Consider the following 21,484-nt stretch of genomic DNA (forward strand, 5'->3'; position numbering starts at 1 on the left):
CACGACACGATCTCGCATACCATGCATTTCGTGGAAATTGGCGTATTCGGATACCTGCAACTTGCGGCATCAACCGGGATTCCTGTCGCGTCATCTGGTGACGCTGCCAGACGGCACCTATCTCGACCTTCTGTTCGCTACCAGCCAGCAGTCTGTTTGGGACATCTGCGACGGCTGGCGGGGGCCGCCGCAGTGCGAAGCCTTCCTCGCACTGATCGAGCCTGAGTCGGTCACGTTCGTCAACGTCCTTGAGTCCTGCGGCAAGGACCGCCATGCAGGAGGCGCGGCCCGCGCACGTAAAAACGGCCATCCTCGCGGATAGCCGTTCAAATCGCGCGTTGCCGCTCAGCGCATCAGAGCGCCATGTCGGCCGACGCCTTCGCGGGGCGTGCCGGGGCCGTGCCCGTTGCCTGCGACGGCGTCGCCATGTCGATCTTCGGCGGCGGCGCCAGTTGCAGCACGTCGCTCGTGTAGGTCCATTCCTCGACGACCTTCGCCGGGCTGTCGTTCAGCTTCGTGCCGTAGCTCGGCACGATCTGGCGGATCTTCTGCTGCCACTCGGGCGTCGCGACCTTGTCCTTGAACACCTTCTTCATCAGGTTCAGCATGATCGGCGCGGCCGTCGACGCGCCCGGCGACGCGCCGAGCAGGCCAGCGATGCTGCCGTCCTGCGAGCTGACGATCTCGGTGCCGAGCTTCAGCACGCCACCCTTCACCGGGTCGCGCTTGATGATCTGCACGCGCTGGCCGGCCTGCCACAGGCGCCAGTCTTCCTTCTTCGCGTTCGGGAAATATTCCTTCAGCGCGTTGAAGCGGTCGTCGTCCGACAGCATCAGCTGGCCGGCGAGGTACTGGACCAGCGGGAATTCGTCGACGCCCACGCGCATCATCGGCGCGACGTTGTGCGTGTTGGTGCTCTTGAGCAGGTCGAAGTACGAACCGTTCTTCAGGAACTTGGTCGAGAACGTCGCGAACGGCCCGAACAGGATGATCTTCTTGCCGTCGATGATCCGCGTGTCGAGGTGCGGCACCGACATCGGCGGCGAGCCGACCGACGCCTTGCCGTACGCCTTCGCGAGATGCTGCTTCACGACCTCGGGGTTGTCGGTCACGAGGAACGAGCCGCCGACCGGGAACGCGCCGTAGTCCTTCGCCTCGGGGATGCCCGACGCCTGCAGCAGGTGCAGCGCACCGCCGCCCGCGCCGATGAACACGAACTTCGCGTCGACCGACTGCGCCGGTTCATCCGAGTGCAGCTTGACCCACGTCACGTGCCACGTGCCGTCGGCATTGCGCGTGATCTCGCGCACTTCGCTCGACAGCGACAGCGTGAAGTTCGGCTGCGTCTTCAGGTAGCCGACGAACTGGCGCGTGATCTCGCCGAAGTTCACGTCGGTGCCGATCGGCGTCCACGTCGCCGCGACCTTCTGGTTGCGGTCGCGGCCTTCCATCATCAGCGGCACCCACTGCTTGATCTGGTCGTAGTCCTCCGAATACTGCATGCCGCGGAACAGCGGGCTGGCCTGCAGCGCCTCGTAGCGCTTCTTCAGGAAGCGCACGTTGTCGTCGCCCCACACGAAGCTCATGTGCGGCGTCGAGTTGATGAACGAGTGCGGGTTCTTCAGCACGCCCTGCTTGACCTGCCACGCCCAGAACTGGCGCGAGATCTGGAACGACTCGTTGATCTCGATGGCCTTCGAGATGTCGACCTTGCCGTCCGCCTTCTCCGGCGTGTAGTTGAGTTCGGCGAGCGCCGAGTGGCCGGTGCCGGCGTTGTTCCAGCCGTTCGAGCTTTCCAGCGCAACGCCGTCGAGGCGCTCGACCATCGTCATCGACCAGTCAGGCTGGAGCTCGTGCAGCCAGACGCCGAGCGTCGAGCTCATGATGCCGCCGCCCACCAGCAGGACGTCGACCTTCTTCGTATCGGCGGCGTGCGCGGACGACGCGGCGACGCACAGCGCGAGCGCCGACAGTATTACCCGTAACGTTTTGATCACAGCAGATCCCTTTTTCAACTTGGATGCATCGGTTTGCCAAGCCGCCCGGCGCGCGTGTCGACCGCGGTGAAACGCGGATCCGGAGATCCGGATCGCGAATCCGGAATTCCGGATCGACGCCGCGCCGCGTTGCATTTGCGCACGCGAAACCGTCGGGAAGGACACCTTCGGATCGGCTTTTCGCGGGCAGGCAAGCGCCTGCGTCACAGTGGCGCACGACGCGCCCGGGCCCTTGCGGCAAGCCTTGGCGGAAGGCGCTTCAGGCTGCGTGGAAAGAGGCCGCGCGCGACGCGTTTTGCGGGGGGCGGGGTGGCAAGGGGCGCGTAATGTAACCGAACTCGTTTGCTGTGTCACAAACGAAAAATACCGTTGTTTTCGTGGGGTTTTTTGCGTGTCCGGGTTTCCGGAATGACGGTCGGCGGAACCGGGAAACGTGTGGATAACTGCGCGGGATCGCGAGGGGTTTTCGGGAGCGTCTTGCTCGTGTCTCGTCGTGTCGCGGCAGCGTGCCGCGACACGATCGCGCGACGTCACGTCACTTTACTTGGCGGCACCGTTCCGGCAGAACTGGTCGTACGCTTGCGCCGAATTCGCGAAGCCCTTCTGCTTCGCGAGTTCCCACGGGCGCTCGCATCGTTGGGTCGTTTCGCACCACGAATAACCGGCTGAACCGATGCAGCCATGCGCGTCGCGATCGCTGCCGACCATCGGCGGGGCGGGCGGCGCCGACGATTGGGCCGGCGTCGTGGATGGTGCGGCACAGGCGCTCAATGCGAACGCGCAGGCCAGCGTGGCGGCCAGCGACAGGGAAGGGACGAAACGCTTCATGGGTGGTGCTCCATGGGATGAGTATTCGGAGAATCGGCTGACGGCCCCTGCGTTCGCCGCGTCGTTCAGGCGCCCGGTACCGGCACGCGCGACGAGAACTTCACTTCGCGCAACGCGAGGCTCGACTGGATCGACGAGACCCCGGCCTGCTTGCGCAGCACGCGCTCGACGAATTCGGCGTACGCATCGAGATCGGCCGCGACGACCTGCAGGATGTAGTCGGCCGCGCCGGTGATCTTGTGGCACGACGTCACTTCGTCGTGCCGTCGCATCACCTCCTCGAAGTGATCGGAATCCTCGTCGGAATGCATGTTGAACGTCACCTGCACGAACGCGAACACGTTCATGCCGAGCGCGCGCCGGTCGAGATTCGCCTGGTAGCCGGTGATGACGCCTTCGTCCTCGAGCCGCTTGCGGCGGCGCCAGCAGGGCGTGACGCTCAGCGACAGCTTCTCGCCGAGCGTCGCGTTCGACAGCGCGCCGTCGTCCTGCAGCAGGCGCAGCATGGCGCGGTCCACGCCATCCAGTTCGACCGAAGCGCGAATTTTGCTCATTTTCGGGATTCCGTAGGCGGTTTTCGCAAAATTGTACGAAAGGCGCGCGTCGAAAGCAAAGTTATTGCCGCCTGCGGTCAATAAACTGTTGCCACCCTCACCGCAACAGTCAACCATGCTCACGGTCTACAGCAGCGATCACCAATTGCATCGCGGCGTCGAACTGAAGGACGGCGCGATCACCGATTCGTTCGAAAACCCCCTTCGCGCCGAGACGGTGCTCGCGCAGGTGCGTGCCGCAGGACTTGGCGACGTCATCGCGCCGAAACCGTTCGACCGCGCGCACTACGCGGCCGCGCACAGCGCGCGCTACGTCGATTTCCTCGCCGGCGCGTGGGACGAGTGGGCCGCGACGGGCCGCACCTGCCAGGCGCTGCCGCTCGTGTGGCCGGTGCGCGCGATGCCGGCCGCCGCGACGCCGCCCGCGTTCATCGACGGCAAGCTCGGCTTCTACGCGATGGACGCCGGCGCGCCGATCAACGCCGGCACGTGGGACGCCGTGAGCGCGAGCGCGAACTCGGCGCTCACCGGCGCCGACCTGCTGTCGAGCGGCGCGGCGCGCGCGGCGTTCGCGCTGTGCCGCCCGCCCGGCCATCACGCGGGCCGCGAGTACATGGGCGGCTATTGCTACCTGAACAACGCGGCGATCGCCGCGCAGCACTGCATCGCGCAGGGCGCCGCGCGCGTCGCGGTGCTCGACGTCGATTTCCACCACGGCAACGGCACGCAGGACATCTTCTACGACCGTGCGGACGTGCTGTTCGCATCGATCCACGGCGAGGCGCCGGTGTCGTACCCGTACTTCTCCGGCTACGCGGAGGAGCGCGGCATCGGCGCGGGCGAAGGCTACAACCTGAACCTGCCGCTGCCGAAGGGCACGCTGTGGGACACCTATTCGGCGGCGCTCGACCAGGCGGCAACCGTGATCGCCGCGCATGCGCCCGACGCGCTCGTCGTCTCGCTCGGCGTCGATACCTTCGAGCACGACCCGATCAGCCATTTCCGGCTGCGCTCGCCCGACTACCTGCGCATCGGCGCGGCGCTCGCGCGCCTGAACCTGCCGACGCTGTTCGTGATGGAAGGCGGCTACATGGTCGACGAGATCGGCATCAACGCGGTGAACGTACTGCTGGGATTCGAAGGGCGCGCGTGAGCGCATGCGCGGCCTTCGACGAACGACGAATCCGAACACGAACGAAGTGCGACAAAGGAGGAGACAGGCATGAACCGGCATCACAAGACGGCACTCGCCACCGCGGCCGCATTGACGTGCGCGCTGGCCGCATGGCCCGCGCACGCGGACGAGATCGTGCGCATCGGCCACGTCGCGCCGCTGACCGGCGCGATCGCGCATCTCGGCAAGGACAGCGAGAACGGCGCGCGGCTCGCGGTCGAGGAAATCAATGCGAAGGGGCTCGTGATCGGCGGCAAGAAGGTCACGCTGCAGCTCGACGCGCAGGACGACGCGGGCGATCCGCGTACCGCGACGCAGGTCGCGCAGCGGCTCGTCGACGACAAGGTGATCGGGGTCGTCGGCCATCACAACTCGGGCACGTCGATTCCGGCGTCGCGCGTCTATCGCGACGGCGGCGTCGTGCAGATCTCGCAGGCCGCGACCAACCCGACCTACACGCAGCAGGGCTTCAAGACGACCTATCGCGTCGTCGCGACCGACGCGCAGCAGGGGCCCGCGCTCGCGATGTATGCGGCGAAGAACATGGGCATCAGGACGGTGGCCGTGGTCGACGATTCGACCGCGTACGGGCAGGGCCTCGCGACCGAGTTCGAGAAAGCCGCGAAGGCGGCCGGCATGAAGGTCGTGTCGCGCGACGCGACCAACGACAAGGCGATCGACTTCCGCGCGATCCTCACGAAGATCAAGGGCGCGAACCCGGACGCGATCATGTACGGCGGCATGGACGCGACGGGCGGCCCGCTCGCGAAGCAGGCGCGCCAGCTCGGCATGCGGGCGAAGATCCTCGCCGGCGACGGCGTGTGCTCGACCGACCTGCCGAAGCTCGCGGGCCCGGCCTCCGACAACGTCGTGTGCTCCGAAGCCGGCATCGCGCTCGAGAAGATGCCGGGCGGCGCGGCGTTCGCGAAGCGCTACGAAGCGCGTTACCACCAGCCGATGCAGGTGTATGCGCCGTTCTCGTACGACGCCGTCCACATCATCGTCGACGCGATGAAACGCGCGAACTCGACCGATCCGGCGAAGGTGCTGGCCGCGATGCCGGCCACCGACTATCGCGGCGTGATCGGCGAAACGAGCTTCACGCCGCAGGGCGACCTGAAGCACGGCGCGATCTCGGTGTTCACGTACAAGAGCGGCAAGAAGGCGCTGCTCGATATCGTGAAGATGTGACGCGGCGGTGATGTTGCGTTGGTGTTGCGTCTGATGTCGCGGGGGCCGCGAAGCGGGACAGGCTTCGCGGCCTTCGCCGTTTACAGCGCGCGCACTCGCGTACTGTCGGCGCGGCGCTCCGCGTCGTGCACGATGTGCAGCTCGCGTGCGCGGATCGGCAGCACGCAATCCGCATCGGCAAGCGCCTTGCGCACCTGGCGCGCGAGGCGCCAGCGCATTGCCCAGAACTTGTCGGTGTGCGTCCACACGCGCATGTTCGCGACCGCCGTGCTGTCGTCGAAGCGCATCACCATCACGTCCGGTTCCGGCTCGCGGAGCACGTCGGGATCGGCGAGCGCCAGCTTGCGCAGCGCATCGAGCGCACGGTCGATGTCGTCGTGTACCGATACTTCCACTTCGAGATCGAGACGGCGCGTCGGATTGCGCGTGTAGTTGCGAATCGAGCTGCCCCACAGCGCGCTGTTCGGCACGTACTCGCAGATGCCGTCCGGTTTCGTCAGCCGCGTCATGAAGAGACCGACCTCGTCGACGGTGCCCGCGACGCCCGTGCCGCCGTCGATATAGTCGCCGACCTTGAACGGCCGCAGCAGCAGGAGCATGATGCCGGCCGCGATGTTCTGCATCGTGCCTTGAAGCGCGAGCCCGATCGCGAGGCCTGCGGCGCCGAGCACCGCGACGATGCTCGCGGTTTCGATGCCGAGCTGCGACAGCGCGCCGACGATCGCGACGATGCGGATGCCCCACACGGCCACGTCGCAGAGGATCGGCCGCAGCGTGTCGTCGACGCGCTCCTTGTTCGAGAGCAGGCGGTTCAGCCAGTTGCCGATGCGTTTCGACAGCCACCAGCCGACGACGAGCAGCGCCAGGCCGGCACATAGCTTGATGGAGAGGGTGGACAGTGCGTTCCACAGGAACGTCCAGCGTTCCGGGTGTAGTTGGTCGAGAAACATGAAGGGATTCCGGGTTGAGGAAGCCGTGCGCGATGCGACGCGAACGTGCCGTGGTCGGGCACGCTCGCGCTCACGCGCCGGAAGCGTTCGACTGTACCTGCGGCACGATGGTTCGCACGCATGGGTGGGGTCGAATGCCGCACAGCCGTGCCGTCGGTGCACGACATCGCGATTTCGATCTAGTACGAAGCGACTTTTCCAGTAACTGAGACTTGTCCTATTCAGCTGCTTCGATCGCGCCGATACACTCGTCTTCACGTTGCCGGGTCGCGACGATCGTTCCTCCGCGATACCCGGTTCTTTCCCGATTTTTCATTGACAGATAGCGAGTGACGACGTCATGCGGTTAGACCTGCGTTTCCGTCTCGCACGCGAACAAGGTCTATCCGCGCTCCGCGGTGCTTGCGGTTTCCCGATGCGCCGCGCGCTGCTGCGCGGTGTCGTCGCGGCCGCCTGTGTGGCGGGTTCACCGGGTGCGTCGGCGCATGTGTCCCACGACACCGCGCCGTTTTCGCCCGTGACGGCCGACCTTGTCGACGTGCCCTTTTTCGATGCCGCGCGAACGACGTGGGGCGGCTTGCATGCATCGTCGGCAGCACCGCTCGACGTTGCCTACGCGTCGCCTGCGTCGACCGTGCCGAGCGTGCATGAACGCGATGGCGCCGTTGCGCGCTTCGGTGCATGTGTGGCCTACCGCGTGCTGTGCGATGCGGCGCGCGGTGCGGTCGAACGCGCGTACGCGTCGAGGTTCGATTACGGTCTTGCATCGGCGTTGCCCGCGATGGGTGAACGGGCCGCGTACGAACGGCGTCCCGTCGATCTCGCCGCCGCTGAACCGTTCGTGCTCGAAGAGGCCGAGCGCGGCGCGCGTGGCGGCGCGATCGTCGGCAGCCTGCGGGCGTCGCTGGCGCGCGCCGATCTGCCGGCCGGCGTTGCCGAGCAGGTCGTCCGCATGCTCGCCGGGCGCATCGACCTGAAACAGCATGGCGCACTCGGCGACACCTTCCGCGTCGCATACGAACCCGACGACAGCGCGATGCAGCCGGGCGGCACGCGCGTGACGGCGCTCGAGCTTCGCTTTCGCGGCCAGTACGTCGCGGGCGTGTGGTTTGCGCCCGCTGACGGTGCGTCGGGTGGCTATTACGACTTCGACGGCGTGCCGCTCGCCGGTTCGCGGTTTGCGATGCCGGTCAACGCAACGCGGATCAGCTCGCATTTCGGGGCGCGCGTGCATCCGGTGACCGGCGCGCGTCATGTGCATTCCGGCGTCGATCTCGCGGCACCGGCCGGGCGCGCGGTTCATGCGTCGGAACGTGGGGTCGTGACGTTCATCGGCACCGAGCCGAGCGGCTATGGCAAGTACGTGGTGATTCGCCATGAAGGCGGCTATGCGTCGTACTACGCGCACCTGTCGGCGTTCGAGCCGACGCTGCGAACCGGCATGCGGGTCGCGCGCGGCCAGCGTGTCGGCGCGGTCGGCAGCACGGGGACGGCCACGGGGCCGCATCTGCATTTCGAGGTGCGCAGGCATGACCGTCTCGTCGACCCGGTCGCGCTGGTACAGGCGGGCGACGCGGCGAAGCTGAAGGGCGAGCGGCGCGTGGCGTTCAATCAGGTGGCGCTCGGTGCGCGCACGCAGCTCGCGTCTGCCGACTGGCTGCGGTCGGTCGCGATGTCGACGCTTTCCCCGTCGCACGATGGTTGACCCCGCGGACTTGCAATGTGGGAATTAGATCGTTTGGTTAACTGACGAATCGCAAAGACGTCGCCTTAGAGTCTGAAGGAAGCGTGTAGAAGACGAATTGACAAACGGAAGCCGGATACCCGGTTCACCTGGCCTGACGAGAGGTACCTGATCGGGGCGCGTGGCCGGCAGCGGGCATGTCGCTTTGTCGCAGGAGTCGCAATACATGCGGATGGTCACGTGCCCGGAGCGCGCCGACCGGAAGGACTCGACAGGTTTGACGGGAGTTAGCAAATTTGCTAATATCGCGATGAAGAAGTGGACGATCCTGTACTACGACGAACGGGTAAAGCGTGATGTGTTCGCTTTGCCCAAGGGCATTCTGGCTGGCTACCTCCGACTGATCGAGGCGATGGAAGAACACGGTGCGGATCTGCGGATGCCGTATTCGCGCGCGATGGGGGAAGGATTGTTTGAATTGCGCCCGCGAGGCCGTGAAGGCATCGGGCGTGTGTTCTATTGCATCCGGGTGGGATATGAACTCGTCGTCCTGCATTCCTTCGTCAAGAAGACGCAGGAAACACCCAACGACGAGTTGCAAATCGCCCGCAGGCGAATGAAGGAGGTACGTAACAATGGCTAAGGCTCGCCCCGCACATACAAGCGAGGAGCGGTATGCACCGGTCCGACACACTGCCGAAGACACCGCACGTCTGCTCACCGATCCGGCCATCAAGGCGGAATACGATGCACTGGAAGAGGAGTTCACCGCGCTTCGTGCGTTGCTCGACGCGCGCAAGGATGCGGGCCTGACTCAGGCTCAGGTCGCCGAACGAATGGGCACCACGACGTCGGCCGTATCGAGGCTCGAAGCTTCGTTTTCGAGCGAGAAGCACTCGCCGTCGTTTGCGACGCTGCGCAAGTACGCCGCAGCGTGCGGCAAGAAGCTCGTCATTTCGTTCGCATGAACACGCTGGCGTCAGGCGCTGATTTCGCAAACGAACTTCGTCGGGAGACCGCATACGCGGCCACGATCCTGACTGTGAATCCCGCACCTCGAGAAACTGCAGCCCGTCCGGTTCATCGTGTGGGCACTTCGTAGTCGAACACATTGGCTGCAGAATCAGCGTGGTTCGATTGTTTGTCACGTTCGTTCACGTTAACGCCACAGGTTCGACCGGCAACCAGATTTCCAGCACGCCGGCGCCCGTCACCGGATCGTAGTCGCCGCTGTAGCGCTCGAACTCGGGTGCGTCCACCGCCTTGAATCCCGACGTCGGCAGCCAGCCGTTCCAGATGCTGTAGAAGGTCTGGTGCAATGTCGAGACATGCCCGGCGTGTTCGAACACCGCGTACCGCTGTGGCGCCAGTTCGACCCAGCGAAACGGCGCGGGCACTCGGTCGCGGCTCGTGACTTCCACGCCCGCGATGTATTCGAAGCTGCCGTCCGCATCGGGGTTGCAGCACACGCCGTACGTCACGTCGCCGACCTGGCCGGGAAGGGTACCAATGTATGGGATGAACGCTTGCCAGAGCGCCGGAATCCCTTCGTTGGTGTCAAACGTATAGCGGTCGCTCATGCCCGCGATCAACCGCTTGCCGGCGGTTTCGAAGCGCGACGGCCTCACGTCGATGATCTTCAGTTCTTTCATGCGCAGCGGCTCCACAAGAGACAATCCGTCGAGGGTGCGCCGTGCCCGCACGTCCTCGGGCGTGACGCCGAAGAGATCGCGGAAGGCGCGCGTGAACGCCTCATGGGAGCCATAGCCGGCATCGAGCGCCACGTGCAGGATGTCCGGCGCGCCTTGCGCGAGTGCGCGTGCCGCGCGCGTGAGCCGCCGCGACCGCACGTAGCGCATGACCGGCCAGCCGGTATTCATCGAGAACAGGCGCGAGAAGCCGAAGCGAGACATGTCGCAACTGGCGGAGATCCTGTCGAGCGTCAGTTCCGTGTCCAGTTTGGTTTCGATAAACCAGAGTGCTTGTCCTACCGGATTCATGGCGTGCCAATGAGTGTGTCGGGCGGACTATATGGTATCGGCGCCGGGGGCATTTGATCGTTCTTGCGGCGCGGGCGGGGCGTGCGCCGGCTGACGCACTCGAACAGATCGCCACGCCGGGCGGCGTGGCGACGGCGGGCAGGGCGGTGTGACTCAGCCCAGCGGCCAGTTCAGGAACACGATGCCGTCGTTGTAGTCGTCGTCGGCGCCGTCTTCCGAGCCGACGATCCCGAAATACGACTTCTTGAAGATATCGACCTGCCGCGAGCCGAGCCGCGACGGCTTGCCGTTCGCCATCACGATCACGCGCACGCGTCCCTTGCCGGAATCGAGCACCTTGGTGCCGAGGTTCTGGTCCTGCGCGCCGGCACCCTTGAACGTGGCGGCCGGTTTCGGGTTGTCGTCGACGTAGATGTCGATCGTCTGGTCGTTCGCCGCGTTGGTGAGCGCGGTGACGCCGAACTTGATGTTCGGCGGCAGGTTGAACGTGCCGTCGCGCTCGCCGCCGCCGATGCTGCCGGCACCGCTGCCGCCCTCCGCACCGGTTTCGTTGCCGCCGCCGGCGGGCGACGGCGACGCCGCCGCCGTTTCCCCGATCGCGGACAGGCTCGCGTACGAGTCGATATGCATCGCGCTGCCGCGCACGCTTTTCCACTGGCCCTTCACGAACGTGACGCCGGTGCCGACGTCGATCGTCGCGACGAGCGTGAACGGCATGCGCCCGGTGCTTTCGGGCACCTTCGACGAATAGGTGAAGCAGCCGTCCGCGACGACGCCCTTGTCGGTCGCGATCGCGAAATAGATGCCGGGGAAGTTGTTGCCGGTCGCGTACGGCGTCGGCACGTTGAGGATGACCTGCAGTTTCCCGTTTCGAATCTCTGCCTTGGCGATGTCGATGTACAGGCCCGGGATGTCGACGTAGGTCTCCGAGGTCGCCACGGGTGCACTGATGATCGAAGCCGAAAGGAGGGGCATGGATGTCTCCGTTGGTAGGACGGGTTTCTGTGGAGTGCGGCGCGAGGCGCCGCTGAATGCGGTGCCCAACCGCCGGCCGGCCCGGAGGCGGCCGGCGGTGGTCGGTCGTCGGCCGTGCGTCAGGTCAGCCGATCGGCCACTGGAGCACGACGATGCCGTCGTTGTAGTCGCTGTCGTGGCCGTCTTCCGACACGACGATCCCGAAGTTGACCGTGTACGGCGAGCCGTCCGATTTCTTGCCGTTGATCGGCGCGAGGCGCGCGTCGGTGGCTGACGGCTTGCCGTTCACCGACACTTCGAAGCGGATCTTGCCGTTGCCGGAATTCAGCGTCGCTTCACGCGGGCCGTCGCGCGTCGTCAGCTTGTGATACGCGGCGGGTTCCTTGCTGTCGCCGATGAACAGCTTGATGTGCTGCTGCTCGGCGGCATTCGCGAAGAAAATCGCGCGGAAATCGGTATTCGGCGGAATCGAAAACTCGCCGGCGCGATTGGAAGACGTTTGAGAATCGGCCATGCTCTCCTCCTGAGGAATGATGGGTAAGGCTTGGAGCTGTGTCGCGCAAACGTTTGCCGTTTGAAATGCGACGCATCGAGCATGCCGAAAAATAAATCAGAAAATATTCGCCGAGGAATGGCTATTGTTCAGTAAATCGAAAACCAAGGTTAATCGATTTAATGAAGCGTGTTTAATTGGCGCTATTTGCAGATATTCGAGAAACTATATCGGCGCCCATATCGCTTTTCTGAACGATGCGCGATAACGCCGGCGGGGAGGCAGGGGAGGCGACAGCAATCGGGCTTGGGCGCGGACGTTCGGCGTTCGCATATGGCAGCGTTCGTTTCAACATCAGCATCTCGGTCATGGCCGCGCCCACCGGCCACCACCGAACGCCCGCGCCGAAACCCGATCGCGATGGAAATGGGGTGCGGCAACCGGCGAAGTGGATTGACCCACTCACTCCGAACGTGAACAGGGCTCCACCGGCGCCGCACCCAAGAAGCATATCGACGGGGCTGCGCGACGCCTATCGGACAGGACTGATTCTGAGCGATCAAATTCGGCGTCATTTGCGCCCGGCCCGTTGACAGCCCCCGTCACCCTGTGATTTGATTCCGGCCATGCAAGCCGCCCAGCCCCTCTTCTCGCTACGACTACTAGCCCGTTTCTCCGGGCTGGGTCTGCGGCTGCGCGCTTTCCATCTGCTTCTTTCCTGAAGCGCCAGATTTCCCCCGCATCATCGACCTGGCCCCGGTTGTCGACCGGCGCCTGAGTTCGTCTTTCTTCCGAATCGTTCCGCTCCGTCCCGGTCGCTCAACCGCCAAGGCCGTCGTTCGCCGTACCGCTTTGCCGTTGTGCCGCTTTCCACCGTTTTCACCGCTGTGCGCGCAGCCTGCCACCACGACTGATGGCCATCGCGCAGCGGTTTCCCGACCCACCGACCGAGGACCGAACATCATGATGCTGAAGAACCCCGCGACGAAGTACCGACCGTTCACGCCCGTCAACCTGCCGAACCGCATGTGGCCGACGCGCACGATCACGCAAGCGCCGATCTGGATGAGCACCGACCTGCGCGACGGCAACCAGTCGCTGTTCGAGCCGATGGACGCGGCGCGCAAGATGCGGATGTTCAAGATGCTGGTCGCGATCGGCTTCAAGGAGATCGAGGTCGCGTTTCCGTCGGCGTCGGAGACCGACTTCAACTTCGTGCGCGAACTGATCGAAGGCGGCCACATTCCCGACGACGTGACGATCGAGGTGCTCACGCAGGCCCGCGACGACCTGATCGAGCGTACCTTCGACTCGCTGCGCGGCGCGAAGCGCGCGATCGTTCACCTGTACAACGCGACCGCGCCGGAATTCCGCAAGATCGTGTTCGGCCTCGACCGCGACGGCGTGAAGGCACTCGCGGTGAACGCGGCGCGCACGATCAAGCGCTTCGCCGACGCCGCGACCGACACGCATTTCACGCTGCAATACAGCCCGGAAACCTTCACGGCGACCGAGCTGGATTTCGCGAAGGAAGTCTGTGATGCCGTGTTCGACGTCTGGCAGCCGACGCCGGAGCACAAGGCGATCGTGAACCTGCCCGCCACGGTCGAAGTCGGCACGCCGAACTTCTACGCGGACCAGATCGAATGGATGCACCGCAACCTCGCGCGCCGCGACGCGCTGATCGTGTCCGTGCATCCGCACAACGACCGAGGCACCGCGGTCGCGGCGGCCGAGCTCGCGGTGATGGCCGGTGCGGACCGGATCGAGGGCTGCCTGTTCGGCAACGGCGAGCGCACCGGTAACGTCGATCTCGTCACGCTCGCGCTGAACCTCTACTCGCAGGGCGTCGATCCGGGCCTCGATTTCTCGCAGATCAACGAAGTCGCGCGCACGTCCGAGGAATGCACGCAGTTGCCGATCCATCCGCGCCATCCGTATGTCGGCGACCTCGTGTTCACCGCGTTCTCCGGCTCGCATCAGGACGCGATCAAGAAGGGCTTCGCGGTACAGAAACCCGACGCCGTATGGGAAATGCCGTATCTGCCGATCGATCCGAGCGATGTCGGCCGCACGTACGACTCGATCATTCGCGTGAACAGCCAGTCGGGCAAGGGCGGTATCGCGTACCTGCTCGAGCAGAGCTATGGCGTCGCGCTGCCGCGCCGCCTGCAGGTCGACTTCAGCGCGGCCGTGCAGCGCCTGACCGACGACAGCGGGCTCGAGGTGACGAGCGCGCAGATCTGGTCGCTGTTTCAGCAGGAATACGTGGAAGGCGATGCGCCGCTGCGTTATGTCGGCCATGAGCTGAGCGAACGCGACGGCCGCGAGACGATCGTGCTGACCGCCGACGTGCACGGCGAGCGCCGCGTGCTGCGCGGTGAAGGCAACGGCCCGCTCGACGCGCTGATGCATGCGCTGCGTACGCCGCTGCGCATCCAGCACTACGAGGAGCGCGCGCTGTCGCAAGGCGCCGATGCGAAGGCGATCGCGATCGCGGAGCTGGCCGGGTCGGGCGTGCGCGGCAGCGCGTTCGGCGTCGGCATCGACGCGAACCTGACGACCGCGTCGATCCGCGCGGTGATCAGCGGTGTCAACCGCGCGTATGCGCGTGCGGACGAAGCGGTGCAGGCGACGTTTTTTGGCGCGCATTCCGCGGTGAAGGCTGTCGCGTAAGCGGCGTCGTGGCGGCTGCGCCGGCGGTGTCCGGCGCGGTCGCGTCGCCGCCGCCTTGGTGGCCGTCCCGGTGGCCGCTGCGCGGCCCGGCAAGCGCATCGCGCAGTTCCACCTTCATGAAATCCACCCACGCGCGCGTCTTCGCGTCGATGTGCCGGCGTGACGGATACACCAGAAACACGCCCACGTCGTCCGCCCGGTAATCGGGCAGCACGCGCACCAGCGCGCCTGAACGCAGATCGTCCGCCGCGACGAATTCCGGCAGCAGGCCGATTCCCGCCCCTTCCCGCACCGCGATCGCGAGCGATGCCGCGACGTCGGCCGTCATCGCCGGCTCGAACGCGACCGTTTCCGCATCCGCACCGCGCGTCAGTGCCCATTCACCCGCCGGGTAGGCCGGTGCGACCAGCTGCAGGCAGCGATGCCGCACGAGCGCGCGCGGCGTATCCGGCATGCCGTGATGCGCGACATACGCGGGTGCCGCGCACAGCACGCTGCCGATTCGCCCGACATCGATCGCGACCTGATCGGAGTTCGGCAGGTTCGGCATTGCGATGATGGCGACGTCGTAGCTGCCGCGGATCAGGTCGGGCACGTGCGGTGCGAGCGTCAAATCGACGCTGACTTCCGGATAACGCGCCTGGAAGCGCGCGACCAGCGGAATCACGAAACGGTTCGCGATGCTGGCGCTGCAGTGCGCGCGCAGTCGTCCGTACGGATGCAGCCGCGCGCCGCGCGCTTCGCGTTCGCTCGCGTCCACTGCGAGCGTGATGTCGCGTGCGCGGGCCAGATAGCGTTCACCGGCTTCGGTCAGGCACATCGAGCGCGTCGTGCGGTTCAGCAGCCGGATGCCGAGATGCGTTTCGAGCGACGCGATCGCGCGGCTGACATACGCGGTCGTGAGGTTGAGCCGCTTGCCGGTTTCGGTGAAGGTTCCCGCGTCGGCGAGCGTGACGAAAACCTGCATGCGTTGAATCAGATCCATCGGCGGAGCGCGAGTGTCGTGCGATGCCGCCACTGTAGCGGGCCACACGTTGCGCCGCGCACGCGCGGCAGCGCTCGATCGTCGCGAAACGGACAGCGCTGTTTATCGCCGTCGGAAGTATTCGCTCGGCGGCACGCCGAGCGCCTTGCGGAACATCGCCGCGAACGCGCTCGGGCTGTCGTAGCCGTGCTCGAGCGCGAGTTCGAGGATCGGCGTGCCGGCCGCGAGGCGCGGCAGGCTCAGCAGCAATCGCGCATGGCGGCACCATGCGCCGTGCGTCATGCCCGTCTCGCGCTTGAACGTGCGTGCGAGCGTGCGCTCGTTCATGTGCGCATCGCGCGCCCACGACTGCAGCGTGACGGCCAACGACGGGTCGTTGACCAGCTGCGTGCACAGCGCGGCGAGTGCCGGATGGCGCGGCATCGGCACATGCAGCGACAGCAGCGGCGCGATTTCGATTTCGTCGAGGATCAGCGCGAGCACGCGTCCCGCGCGATGCGAAAGGTCGTAGTCGGCCGGCAGTTCGCACGCGGTCACGATCAGTTCGCGCAGCAACGTGCCGACCTCGATCACGCGGCACTCGCCCGGCAGGCTCGGCCGCACTTCGCGCGCGACGAACACCGAGCGCATCTGCACGTCGCCGGCCATCCGGATCTCGTGCTGCGTGCCGGCCGGCACCCACACCGCGCGCCCGGTCGGCACGACCCAGCTGCCGGCATCCGCATGCACGAGCATCACGCCGGAGATCGCGTGAATCAGCTGGCCGTGCCGGTGCGAATGCGGCGGATACAAGACGCCGGACGCCGCGTCGGACACGGCGACCGCGATCTGCTTGTGCTTGTCCTTGCGCTCGAGCGCGCTGAAAAATGGATCCACTTGTCCTTTTCTCGACGACGAATGCGCTTTGCGCGCGAGATCGACTGAATGTGCCGAAATTACCATAGGCCCATCGTTTGTTCGACTGCCACCGCACGATGCGCGCCTCCTTCCTTGCTTCGCTTTCCTTCGATTTACCCGTTGCCGCCTCGTCTTGCGCGCCGCGCATCGCCGCCACGCTGCTGAGCGCGGCGATGCTGGGCGCATGCTCCGTCGGCGAGCCGTATCGCCCGCCGTCGATCGATGCGGCACATCGCGCGCCGTTCGATGCCGCGGCGGATGCGCCCGTCGCGCCGGGCGGCGCGTTGCCCGATCGCTGGTGGCAACTGTTCGACGATCCGGCGCTGGACGCACTCGTGCGCGAAGCGCTCGCGCAAAACCGCGATCTCGCGGTGGCCGCGGCGCGCGTCGAGCGGGCGCGCGCCGTGCTCGACGAAGCGGGCGCCGCGCGATTGCCCGATACGACGGCCGGCTTCGGCGTCGACTACGGCAAGCATGCGCCCGACCAGATCGTCGCGAGCGCGAAGGGCACCGATGCACGTACGCGCCGGGGATTCGCGCCGTCGTTCGCGTTGTCGTGGGAAGTCGATCTGTGGGGGCGTGTCGGCCATCTCGTCGATGCCGCGCGCGCCGATTCGGAGGCCGTGCAGGCGGCATCGGATGCGATGCGCGTCACGGTGGCCGCCGAGACGACAGCCGCCTACGCGCAGGCGTGCGCGTACGGCGAGCGGATCGACGTGGCCGAGCGTTCGGTCGCGATCGCCGACCGCCTCGCCGCGCTGACCGCACGGCAGCGCACGCACGGTCTCGTGTCCGATCTGGAAGTCGCGCGATCGCGCGCGTTTGCCGACGATACGCGTGCCGAACTGCCGGCGCTGACTGGCGCGCGCCGCGCCGCGTTGTATGAGCTGGCGGTGCTGACCGGGCACGCGCCCGGCGCGATCCCCGACGCGGCCGCGCGCTGCCATGCGACGCCGGCACTGGCGCGGCCGTTTCCGGTCGGCGATGGCGCCGCGCTGCTCCGGCGCCGGCCCGACCTGCGCGAAAGCGAGCGCCGGCTCGCCGCGTCGAACGCGCGGATCGGTGCCGCCACGGCCGAGCTGTATCCGTCGATCGTGCTCGGCGGGTCGGTGAACTGGCTGTCGACGACCGGCGATCCGTCGTCGCTCGGCGACAAGTACGCGATCGCGTGGGGCGTCGGGCCGCTGATTACCTGGCGCTTTCCGAATCTCGCGGCGAGCCGCGCGCAGCTCGCACAGGCACGCGCGGACGATGCCGCCGCTCGCGCGTCGTTCGACGCGCAGGTGCTGCGCGCGCTGAAGGAAACCGAACAGGCGCTCGCGCGATACGGTGCCGAGTGGCGCCACAAGGCCGCGCTCGAAACCGCGCGCGCCGAGCACGCGCGCGCTTTCCGGCTCGCGGAACTGAACTACGACGCGGGCGCGCTGGATTTTCTCGGCGTGCTCGACGCGCAGCGCAGCCTCGTCGCGGTCGATGCGGCGCTGGCCGCGTCGACGCAGCAGGTCGCGCTCGATCAGGTTGCCGTCTTCAAGGCACTGGGGGGCGGCTGGCAGCGTCAGGGCCAGCGCAAGCCCGTTATTGACGTGAACGGGCCCTGACAGGCCGTTCGTGAATCCGCACGCACTCGACCATTCCGATTCCGATCATGAGCACCACAGCCGTACCCGAGAAATCCGCCCGTTTCGCGCGGCGCCACTGGATCGCCGCCGGCGCCTTCATCACCGTCATCGTGCTGGCCGGGTTCGGCTGGCGCTGGTGGACGGTCGGCCGCTTCATCGAGCATACCGACGATGCCTACGTGCGCGCCGACATCGTGACCGTCAGCCCGCGGGTGGCCGGTTATGTCGCACGCGTGGCCGTCGACGACAACCAGCCCGTGAAGCGCGGCGACGTGCTCGTCATGCTCGACGATCGCGACTATCGCGCGAAGCTCGACGACGCGCAGGCGGCCGTTGCCGCCGCCGATGCGACGTTGCAGGCCGAGGAAGCCGCGGCCGCGACGCTCGACGCGCAGGTCGGCCAGCAGCGCAGCGTGATCGAGCAGGCGCAGGCCGACGCGGCCGCCGCGCGTGCCGAGGCGACCCGGCGCGACGCGGATGCGGCGCGCTACAAGCAGTTGCTCGCCGAATCGGCCGCCAGCGGGCAGCGCTGGGAACAGGCGCACGCCGATGCGCTGAAGGCGCGCGCGGAACTGGCGCGCGCCGGTGCGGCCGTGCGCGCGCAGGACGACCAGCAGACGGTGTTGCGCCGGCGCCGTGCCCAAGGCACGGCCGCGATCGAGCAGGCGCGTGCGCGGCTCGCGGCGTCCCGCGCGAAGCTCGCGCTGGCGCAACTCGATCTCGAGCACACGGTGATCCGCGCGACCCGCGACGGCACGATCGGCCAGCGGGCGGTGCGTGCGGGCCAGTACGTCGAGGTCGGGATGCCGTTGCTCGCGGTCGTGCCGCTGCGCGACGTGTACGTCGTCGCGAACTTCAAGGAGACGCAGCTCGGCGCGATGCGCGACGGGCAGCCGGTCGAGATCGACGTCGATACCTACTCGGGCCGCACGCTGCACGGCCGCGTGCTCGGGCTCGCCCCGGGCTCGGGCGCCGAATTCGCGCTGCTGCCGCCCGACAATGCGACCGGCAACTTCACGAAAATCGTGCAGCGCGTACCCGTGAAGATCCGCCTCGATGCGCCGCCGCCGGGCCTCGTCCTGAGGCCCGGCATGTCGGTGATCGCGCGCGTCGATACGCGCGGCACGCCGGGAGCCGGATCGTGACGGCCGCGGCATCGCGGGGCGCGCAGGCCGCGCACGACGAAACCGTCTCGCTGCGCGCGTGGGTCGCGGTGCTCGGCGGCGTGTTCGGCTGCTTCATGGCGGGGATGAACGTGCACGTGACGAACGCGTCGCTGCCCGACATCCGCGGGTCGCTGGGCGCGAGCTTCGAGGAAGGCTCGTGGATCTCGACCGCGTACCTCGTTGCCGAGATCGTCGTGATTCCGCTCACCGGCTGGCTCGTGCAGGTGTTCTCCGCGCGCCGCGTGCTGCTCGTCGGCGCAACGGGGTTCCTCGCGTTCTCGATCGCGTGCTCGGTCGCGCCGACCATTTCGACGATGATCGTCGCGCGCGCGCTGCAGGGCGCGTTCGGCGGCGTGCTGATTCCGCTGTCGTTCCAGCTGATCGTCACCGAGCTGCCACCGTCGAAGCATCCGCTCGGGATGGCGCTGTTCGCGGTCGCGAACAATGTCGCGCAGGCGGCCGGCCCGTCGCTCGGCGGCTGGCTCACCGACATGTATTCGTGGCGCTGGATCTTCTATCTGCAGATTCCGCCCGCGATCGCGCTGATCGCGGCGATCGCGTGGGCGATCCGCCCGGTGCCCGTGCAGTTGGCGAAGCTGCGGCAGGCCGACTGGTTCGGGATCGCGACGATGGCGATCGGCTTGAGCGCGCTGCAGATCGTGCTGGAGGAGGGCGGGCGCAAGGACTGGTTTGCGTCCGACCTGATCGTCGAGCTGTCGATCGTCGCGGTGGCGGGGCTCGTCGCGTTCGTCGCGATCGAGCTGCGGCGCGAGGCGCCGTTCATCAACCTGCGGCTGCTCGGCCGCTACAACTTCGGGATCGCGAGCCTGATGCAGTTCCTGTTCGGCGCGGTGGTGTTCGGCGTCGTGTTCCTCGTGCCGAACTACTTCGCGGAGCTGCACGGCTACAGCGCGCGCGACATCGGCCTCGCGATGATCCCGTACGGGCTCGTGCAGTTCGTGATGTCGTTCCTGACGCCGCCGCTGATGCGCCGCACGAGCCCGCGCGCGACGATCGTGCTTGGTTTCGTGCTCGTCGCGGCCGGCTGCCTGATGAACATCCACCTGACCGCCGACGCTGCGTCGAACGTGATCGTGCCGTCGCTCGTCGTGCGCGGGATCGGGCAGTCGCTCGTCGTGATCGCGCTGTCGGTGATGGCCGTCGACGGGATCGAGAAGGCGCAGCTCGGTTCGGCGTCCGGCGTGTTCAACATGGTGCGCAACGTCGGCGGTGCGATCGGCATCGCGGTGGCGAGCCAGATCGTCGTCGAGCGGCAGAAGCTGCATGCGATGCGGATCGGCGAGGCCGTGACGCCGTTCTCGGAAGCGTTTCAGGAGCGGATGGCGATGCTGGTGCGGCTGCTGTCGCGCGTGCATGTGCCGCGTGCCGATGCGTTGCCGGGTTCGGCGACCGGCGGCGTGAACGAGCTGGCGCTCGCGCTCGTGAACCAGCGCGTGATGCGTGAGGCGCTGTTGATGGCGTACAGCGATACGTTCCTGATCGCGGGTGTTGCGATGGTCGGATGTACGGCGGCGGCGTTCCTGTTGAAGGGGAAAAGGACAGCGTGATGGGGACGGACGCCCGATATCGAAGCCTGACATACCTGACAGGCGAAGAATTCCTGCAATGGGCGTATCGTTCACCCGGCGCAGGCGGGACGACCGGCCTGCGGCCGATATCGTGAGCCAGGCCGGCGCATGTCGCCGGCCTGTCGTTCGTGGTGGCCACGGACGCCAGGGTCGCGCAGATCCGCGCTTCAGGCCCCTCCTCTCCGTGGTCCTTGTCCATTCAACCGGCCCTTTGTCGGGCCCATCGCGAGGAAAGCGTCATGACGAAACCCGATTCCCTGAAAGGCGACATCAAGGAGCAAGCCCAGGAAGCCGATCGCCACAACCTGGCGCGCCCCGCCGTGAACGGCGCATTGTGGGCGCGCGGACTGACGACGCAGCGGGTGGCCGACCTGTTCAGGACGCAGCGGGGCCTGCCGGGGCACTGGATGCAGGTTCAGAACGAGGTCAACGCCGGGAACCGCTATTTCTATGGTGTCCAGAACGGCCACCAGACGACCGACGAAGGCAAGGAACTGATCCGCTGGATCGCCGATGCGGTGATCAGCGCCGCGCAGCGCGCGGAGTTCGATTTTCCGCTGCAGCAGCTTCAATTTACGGCCGACACGGGCTGGCTGAAGCTGCAGCGCGTGTCGGGTCGTGTGATGGTGTTGTCGCGCCCCTGACCGTCAGGTCCGGCGCATCGTCGGAACGCGTAGCGGCCGGGGCGCGGCCGCTACGCCCCCTT

Annotated in this window: 20 protein-coding genes; 11 read left to right on the plus strand and 9 right to left on the minus strand. The window is 66.7% G+C overall.

What is annotated here, in order from left to right:
- Positions 1 to 61: 61 nt before the first annotated feature.
- Positions 62 to 322, plus strand: coding sequence for a hypothetical protein (locus APZ15_RS41175; RefSeq protein ID WP_138143408.1), 261 nt, complete (start codon positions 62 to 64; stop codon positions 320 to 322).
- Between the two features lie 31 nt (positions 323 to 353).
- Here APZ15_RS41175 and mqo read toward each other — a convergent pair whose 3' ends face one another.
- From mqo to APZ15_RS25920, 3 genes are all read right to left on the minus strand, one after another.
- Entirely contained in the window at positions 354 to 2,015 is a 1,662-nt protein-coding gene (gene mqo / locus APZ15_RS25910; RefSeq protein WP_172535130.1) for a malate dehydrogenase (quinone), read from the minus strand.
- Positions 2,016 to 2,537: 522 nt separating this feature from the next.
- Positions 2,538 to 2,825 carry a hypothetical protein gene (locus tag APZ15_RS25915; protein ID WP_027790013.1) on the minus strand — a complete coding sequence of 96 codons (288 nt, stop codon included), beginning with the start codon at positions 2,823 to 2,825 and terminating at the stop codon, positions 2,538 to 2,540.
- A gap of 65 nt (positions 2,826 to 2,890) precedes the next feature.
- Positions 2,891 to 3,379 carry an Lrp/AsnC family transcriptional regulator gene (locus APZ15_RS25920; protein WP_027790012.1) on the minus strand — a complete coding sequence of 163 codons (489 nt, stop codon included), beginning with the start codon at positions 3,377 to 3,379 and terminating at the stop codon, positions 2,891 to 2,893.
- 115 nt (positions 3,380 to 3,494) lie between these two features.
- Between APZ15_RS25920 and APZ15_RS25925 the strand changes: the two genes are divergently transcribed.
- Both APZ15_RS25925 and APZ15_RS25930 read left to right on the plus strand, forming a co-directional pair.
- Complete coding sequence (locus tag APZ15_RS25925) at positions 3,495 to 4,532, plus strand: histone deacetylase family protein (protein WP_027790011.1); 1,038 nt, start codon at positions 3,495 to 3,497, stop codon at positions 4,530 to 4,532.
- Between the two features lie 69 nt (positions 4,533 to 4,601).
- A complete protein-coding gene (locus APZ15_RS25930) occupies positions 4,602 to 5,744 on the plus strand; it encodes a branched-chain amino acid ABC transporter substrate-binding protein (RefSeq protein ID WP_027790010.1) in 1,143 nt (380 codons plus the stop codon).
- A gap of 80 nt (positions 5,745 to 5,824) precedes the next feature.
- On the opposite strand, the gene APZ15_RS25935 is transcribed toward APZ15_RS25930, so the two are convergent.
- A complete protein-coding gene (locus APZ15_RS25935) occupies positions 5,825 to 6,694 on the minus strand; it encodes a mechanosensitive ion channel family protein (RefSeq protein ID WP_027790009.1) in 870 nt (289 codons plus the stop codon).
- A 340-nt stretch (positions 6,695 to 7,034) separates the two neighbouring features.
- On the opposite strand from APZ15_RS25935, the gene APZ15_RS25940 reads away from it, so the two are divergent.
- From APZ15_RS25940 to APZ15_RS25950, 3 genes are all read left to right on the plus strand, one after another.
- Positions 7,035 to 8,399 (plus strand): M23 family metallopeptidase, encoded by a 1,365-nt coding sequence (locus tag APZ15_RS25940; RefSeq protein WP_027790008.1) that lies wholly within the window; start codon positions 7,035 to 7,037, stop codon positions 8,397 to 8,399.
- A gap of 289 nt (positions 8,400 to 8,688) precedes the next feature.
- On the plus strand, positions 8,689 to 9,021 hold the full coding sequence (locus APZ15_RS25945; RefSeq protein WP_027790007.1) for a type II toxin-antitoxin system RelE/ParE family toxin: 333 nt from the start codon (positions 8,689 to 8,691) through the stop codon (positions 9,019 to 9,021).
- Positions 9,014 to 9,346, plus strand: a complete 333-nt coding sequence (locus tag APZ15_RS25950) for a helix-turn-helix domain-containing protein (RefSeq protein ID WP_027790006.1) — start codon at positions 9,014 to 9,016, stop codon at positions 9,344 to 9,346. Before APZ15_RS25945 ends, APZ15_RS25950 begins: the two co-directional genes overlap by 8 nt.
- A gap of 186 nt (positions 9,347 to 9,532) precedes the next feature.
- Here APZ15_RS25950 and APZ15_RS25955 read toward each other — a convergent pair whose 3' ends face one another.
- From APZ15_RS25955 to APZ15_RS25965, 3 genes are all read right to left on the minus strand, one after another.
- Positions 9,533 to 10,378 carry an AraC family transcriptional regulator gene (locus tag APZ15_RS25955; RefSeq protein ID WP_027790005.1) on the minus strand — a complete coding sequence of 282 codons (846 nt, stop codon included), beginning with the start codon at positions 10,376 to 10,378 and terminating at the stop codon, positions 9,533 to 9,535.
- 153 nt (positions 10,379 to 10,531) lie between these two features.
- Positions 10,532 to 11,353, minus strand: a complete 822-nt coding sequence (locus APZ15_RS25960; RefSeq protein WP_027790004.1) for a fucose-binding lectin II — start codon at positions 11,351 to 11,353, stop codon at positions 10,532 to 10,534.
- Positions 11,354 to 11,477: 124 nt separating this feature from the next.
- Positions 11,478 to 11,867: a fucose-binding lectin II gene (locus APZ15_RS25965; protein ID WP_027790003.1), complete on the minus strand. Its 390-nt coding sequence runs from the start codon at positions 11,865 to 11,867 to the stop codon at positions 11,478 to 11,480.
- A 945-nt stretch (positions 11,868 to 12,812) separates the two neighbouring features.
- Between APZ15_RS25965 and leuA the strand changes: the two genes are divergently transcribed.
- Positions 12,813 to 14,522, plus strand: a complete 1,710-nt coding sequence (leuA, locus tag APZ15_RS25970; RefSeq protein ID WP_034196100.1) for a 2-isopropylmalate synthase — start codon at positions 12,813 to 12,815, stop codon at positions 14,520 to 14,522.
- Here leuA and APZ15_RS25975 read toward each other — a convergent pair.
- Positions 14,440 to 15,507 carry a LysR family transcriptional regulator gene (locus tag APZ15_RS25975; RefSeq protein ID WP_027790001.1) on the minus strand — a complete coding sequence of 356 codons (1,068 nt, stop codon included), beginning with the start codon at positions 15,505 to 15,507 and terminating at the stop codon, positions 14,440 to 14,442. The two genes, leuA and APZ15_RS25975, sit on opposite strands and share 83 nt — an antisense overlap.
- A gap of 102 nt (positions 15,508 to 15,609) precedes the next feature.
- Positions 15,610 to 16,383 (minus strand): AraC family transcriptional regulator, encoded by a 774-nt coding sequence (locus tag APZ15_RS25980; protein ID WP_027790000.1) that lies wholly within the window; start codon positions 16,381 to 16,383, stop codon positions 15,610 to 15,612.
- Between the two features lie 98 nt (positions 16,384 to 16,481).
- On the opposite strand from APZ15_RS25980, the gene APZ15_RS25985 reads away from it, so the two are divergent.
- The 4 genes from APZ15_RS25985 (at position 16,482) to APZ15_RS26000 (ending at position 21,422) form a co-directional block, all read left to right on the plus strand.
- A complete protein-coding gene (locus tag APZ15_RS25985) occupies positions 16,482 to 18,002 on the plus strand; it encodes an efflux transporter outer membrane subunit (RefSeq protein WP_049097637.1) in 1,521 nt (506 codons plus the stop codon).
- A 47-nt stretch (positions 18,003 to 18,049) separates the two neighbouring features.
- Positions 18,050 to 19,168: an HlyD family secretion protein gene (locus APZ15_RS25990; protein ID WP_027789999.1), complete on the plus strand. Its 1,119-nt coding sequence runs from the start codon at positions 18,050 to 18,052 to the stop codon at positions 19,166 to 19,168.
- Positions 19,165 to 20,757 carry a DHA2 family efflux MFS transporter permease subunit gene (locus APZ15_RS25995; protein ID WP_027789998.1) on the plus strand — a complete coding sequence of 531 codons (1,593 nt, stop codon included), beginning with the start codon at positions 19,165 to 19,167 and terminating at the stop codon, positions 20,755 to 20,757. Before APZ15_RS25990 ends, APZ15_RS25995 begins: the two co-directional genes overlap by 4 nt.
- A gap of 260 nt (positions 20,758 to 21,017) precedes the next feature.
- Positions 21,018 to 21,422: a hypothetical protein gene (locus tag APZ15_RS26000; protein ID WP_021160608.1), complete on the plus strand. Its 405-nt coding sequence runs from the start codon at positions 21,018 to 21,020 to the stop codon at positions 21,420 to 21,422.
- The last annotated feature ends 62 nt before the right edge of the window (positions 21,423 to 21,484 follow it).

It is taken from the genome of Burkholderia cepacia ATCC 25416 (assembly GCF_001411495.1).
GTDB lineage: Bacteria > Pseudomonadota > Gammaproteobacteria > Burkholderiales > Burkholderiaceae > Burkholderia > Burkholderia cepacia.

Excerpts from the sequence above, each read along its gene's own strand:
- APZ15_RS25915 (WP_027790013.1), bottom strand. The coding sequence starts at position 2,825 with ATGAAGCGTTTCGTCCCTTCCCTGTCGCTGGCCGCCACGCTGGCCTGC.
- APZ15_RS25920 (WP_027790012.1), bottom strand. The coding sequence starts at position 3,379 with ATGAGCAAAATTCGCGCTTCGGTCGAACTGGATGGCGTGGACCGCGCC.
- APZ15_RS25925 (WP_027790011.1), top strand. The coding sequence starts at position 3,495 with ATGCTCACGGTCTACAGCAGCGATCACCAATTGCATCGCGGCGTCGAA.
- APZ15_RS25930 (WP_027790010.1), top strand. The coding sequence starts at position 4,602 with ATGAACCGGCATCACAAGACGGCACTCGCCACCGCGGCCGCATTGACG.
- APZ15_RS25935 (WP_027790009.1), bottom strand. The coding sequence starts at position 6,694 with ATGTTTCTCGACCAACTACACCCGGAACGCTGGACGTTCCTGTGGAAC.
- APZ15_RS25940 (WP_027790008.1), top strand. The coding sequence starts at position 7,035 with ATGCGGTTAGACCTGCGTTTCCGTCTCGCACGCGAACAAGGTCTATCC.
- APZ15_RS25945 (WP_027790007.1), top strand. The coding sequence starts at position 8,689 with ATGAAGAAGTGGACGATCCTGTACTACGACGAACGGGTAAAGCGTGAT.
- APZ15_RS25950 (WP_027790006.1), top strand. The coding sequence starts at position 9,014 with ATGGCTAAGGCTCGCCCCGCACATACAAGCGAGGAGCGGTATGCACCG.
- APZ15_RS25955 (WP_027790005.1), bottom strand. The coding sequence starts at position 10,378 with ATGAATCCGGTAGGACAAGCACTCTGGTTTATCGAAACCAAACTGGAC.
- APZ15_RS25960 (WP_027790004.1), bottom strand. The coding sequence starts at position 11,353 with ATGCCCCTCCTTTCGGCTTCGATCATCAGTGCACCCGTGGCGACCTCG.
- APZ15_RS25965 (WP_027790003.1), bottom strand. The coding sequence starts at position 11,867 with ATGGCCGATTCTCAAACGTCTTCCAATCGCGCCGGCGAGTTTTCGATT.
- leuA (WP_034196100.1), top strand. The coding sequence starts at position 12,813 with ATGCTGAAGAACCCCGCGACGAAGTACCGACCGTTCACGCCCGTCAAC.
- APZ15_RS25975 (WP_027790001.1), bottom strand. The coding sequence starts at position 15,507 with ATGGATCTGATTCAACGCATGCAGGTTTTCGTCACGCTCGCCGACGCG.
- APZ15_RS25985 (WP_049097637.1), top strand. The coding sequence starts at position 16,482 with ATGCGCGCCTCCTTCCTTGCTTCGCTTTCCTTCGATTTACCCGTTGCC.
- APZ15_RS25990 (WP_027789999.1), top strand. The coding sequence starts at position 18,050 with ATGAGCACCACAGCCGTACCCGAGAAATCCGCCCGTTTCGCGCGGCGC.
- APZ15_RS26000 (WP_021160608.1), top strand. The coding sequence starts at position 21,018 with ATGACGAAACCCGATTCCCTGAAAGGCGACATCAAGGAGCAAGCCCAG.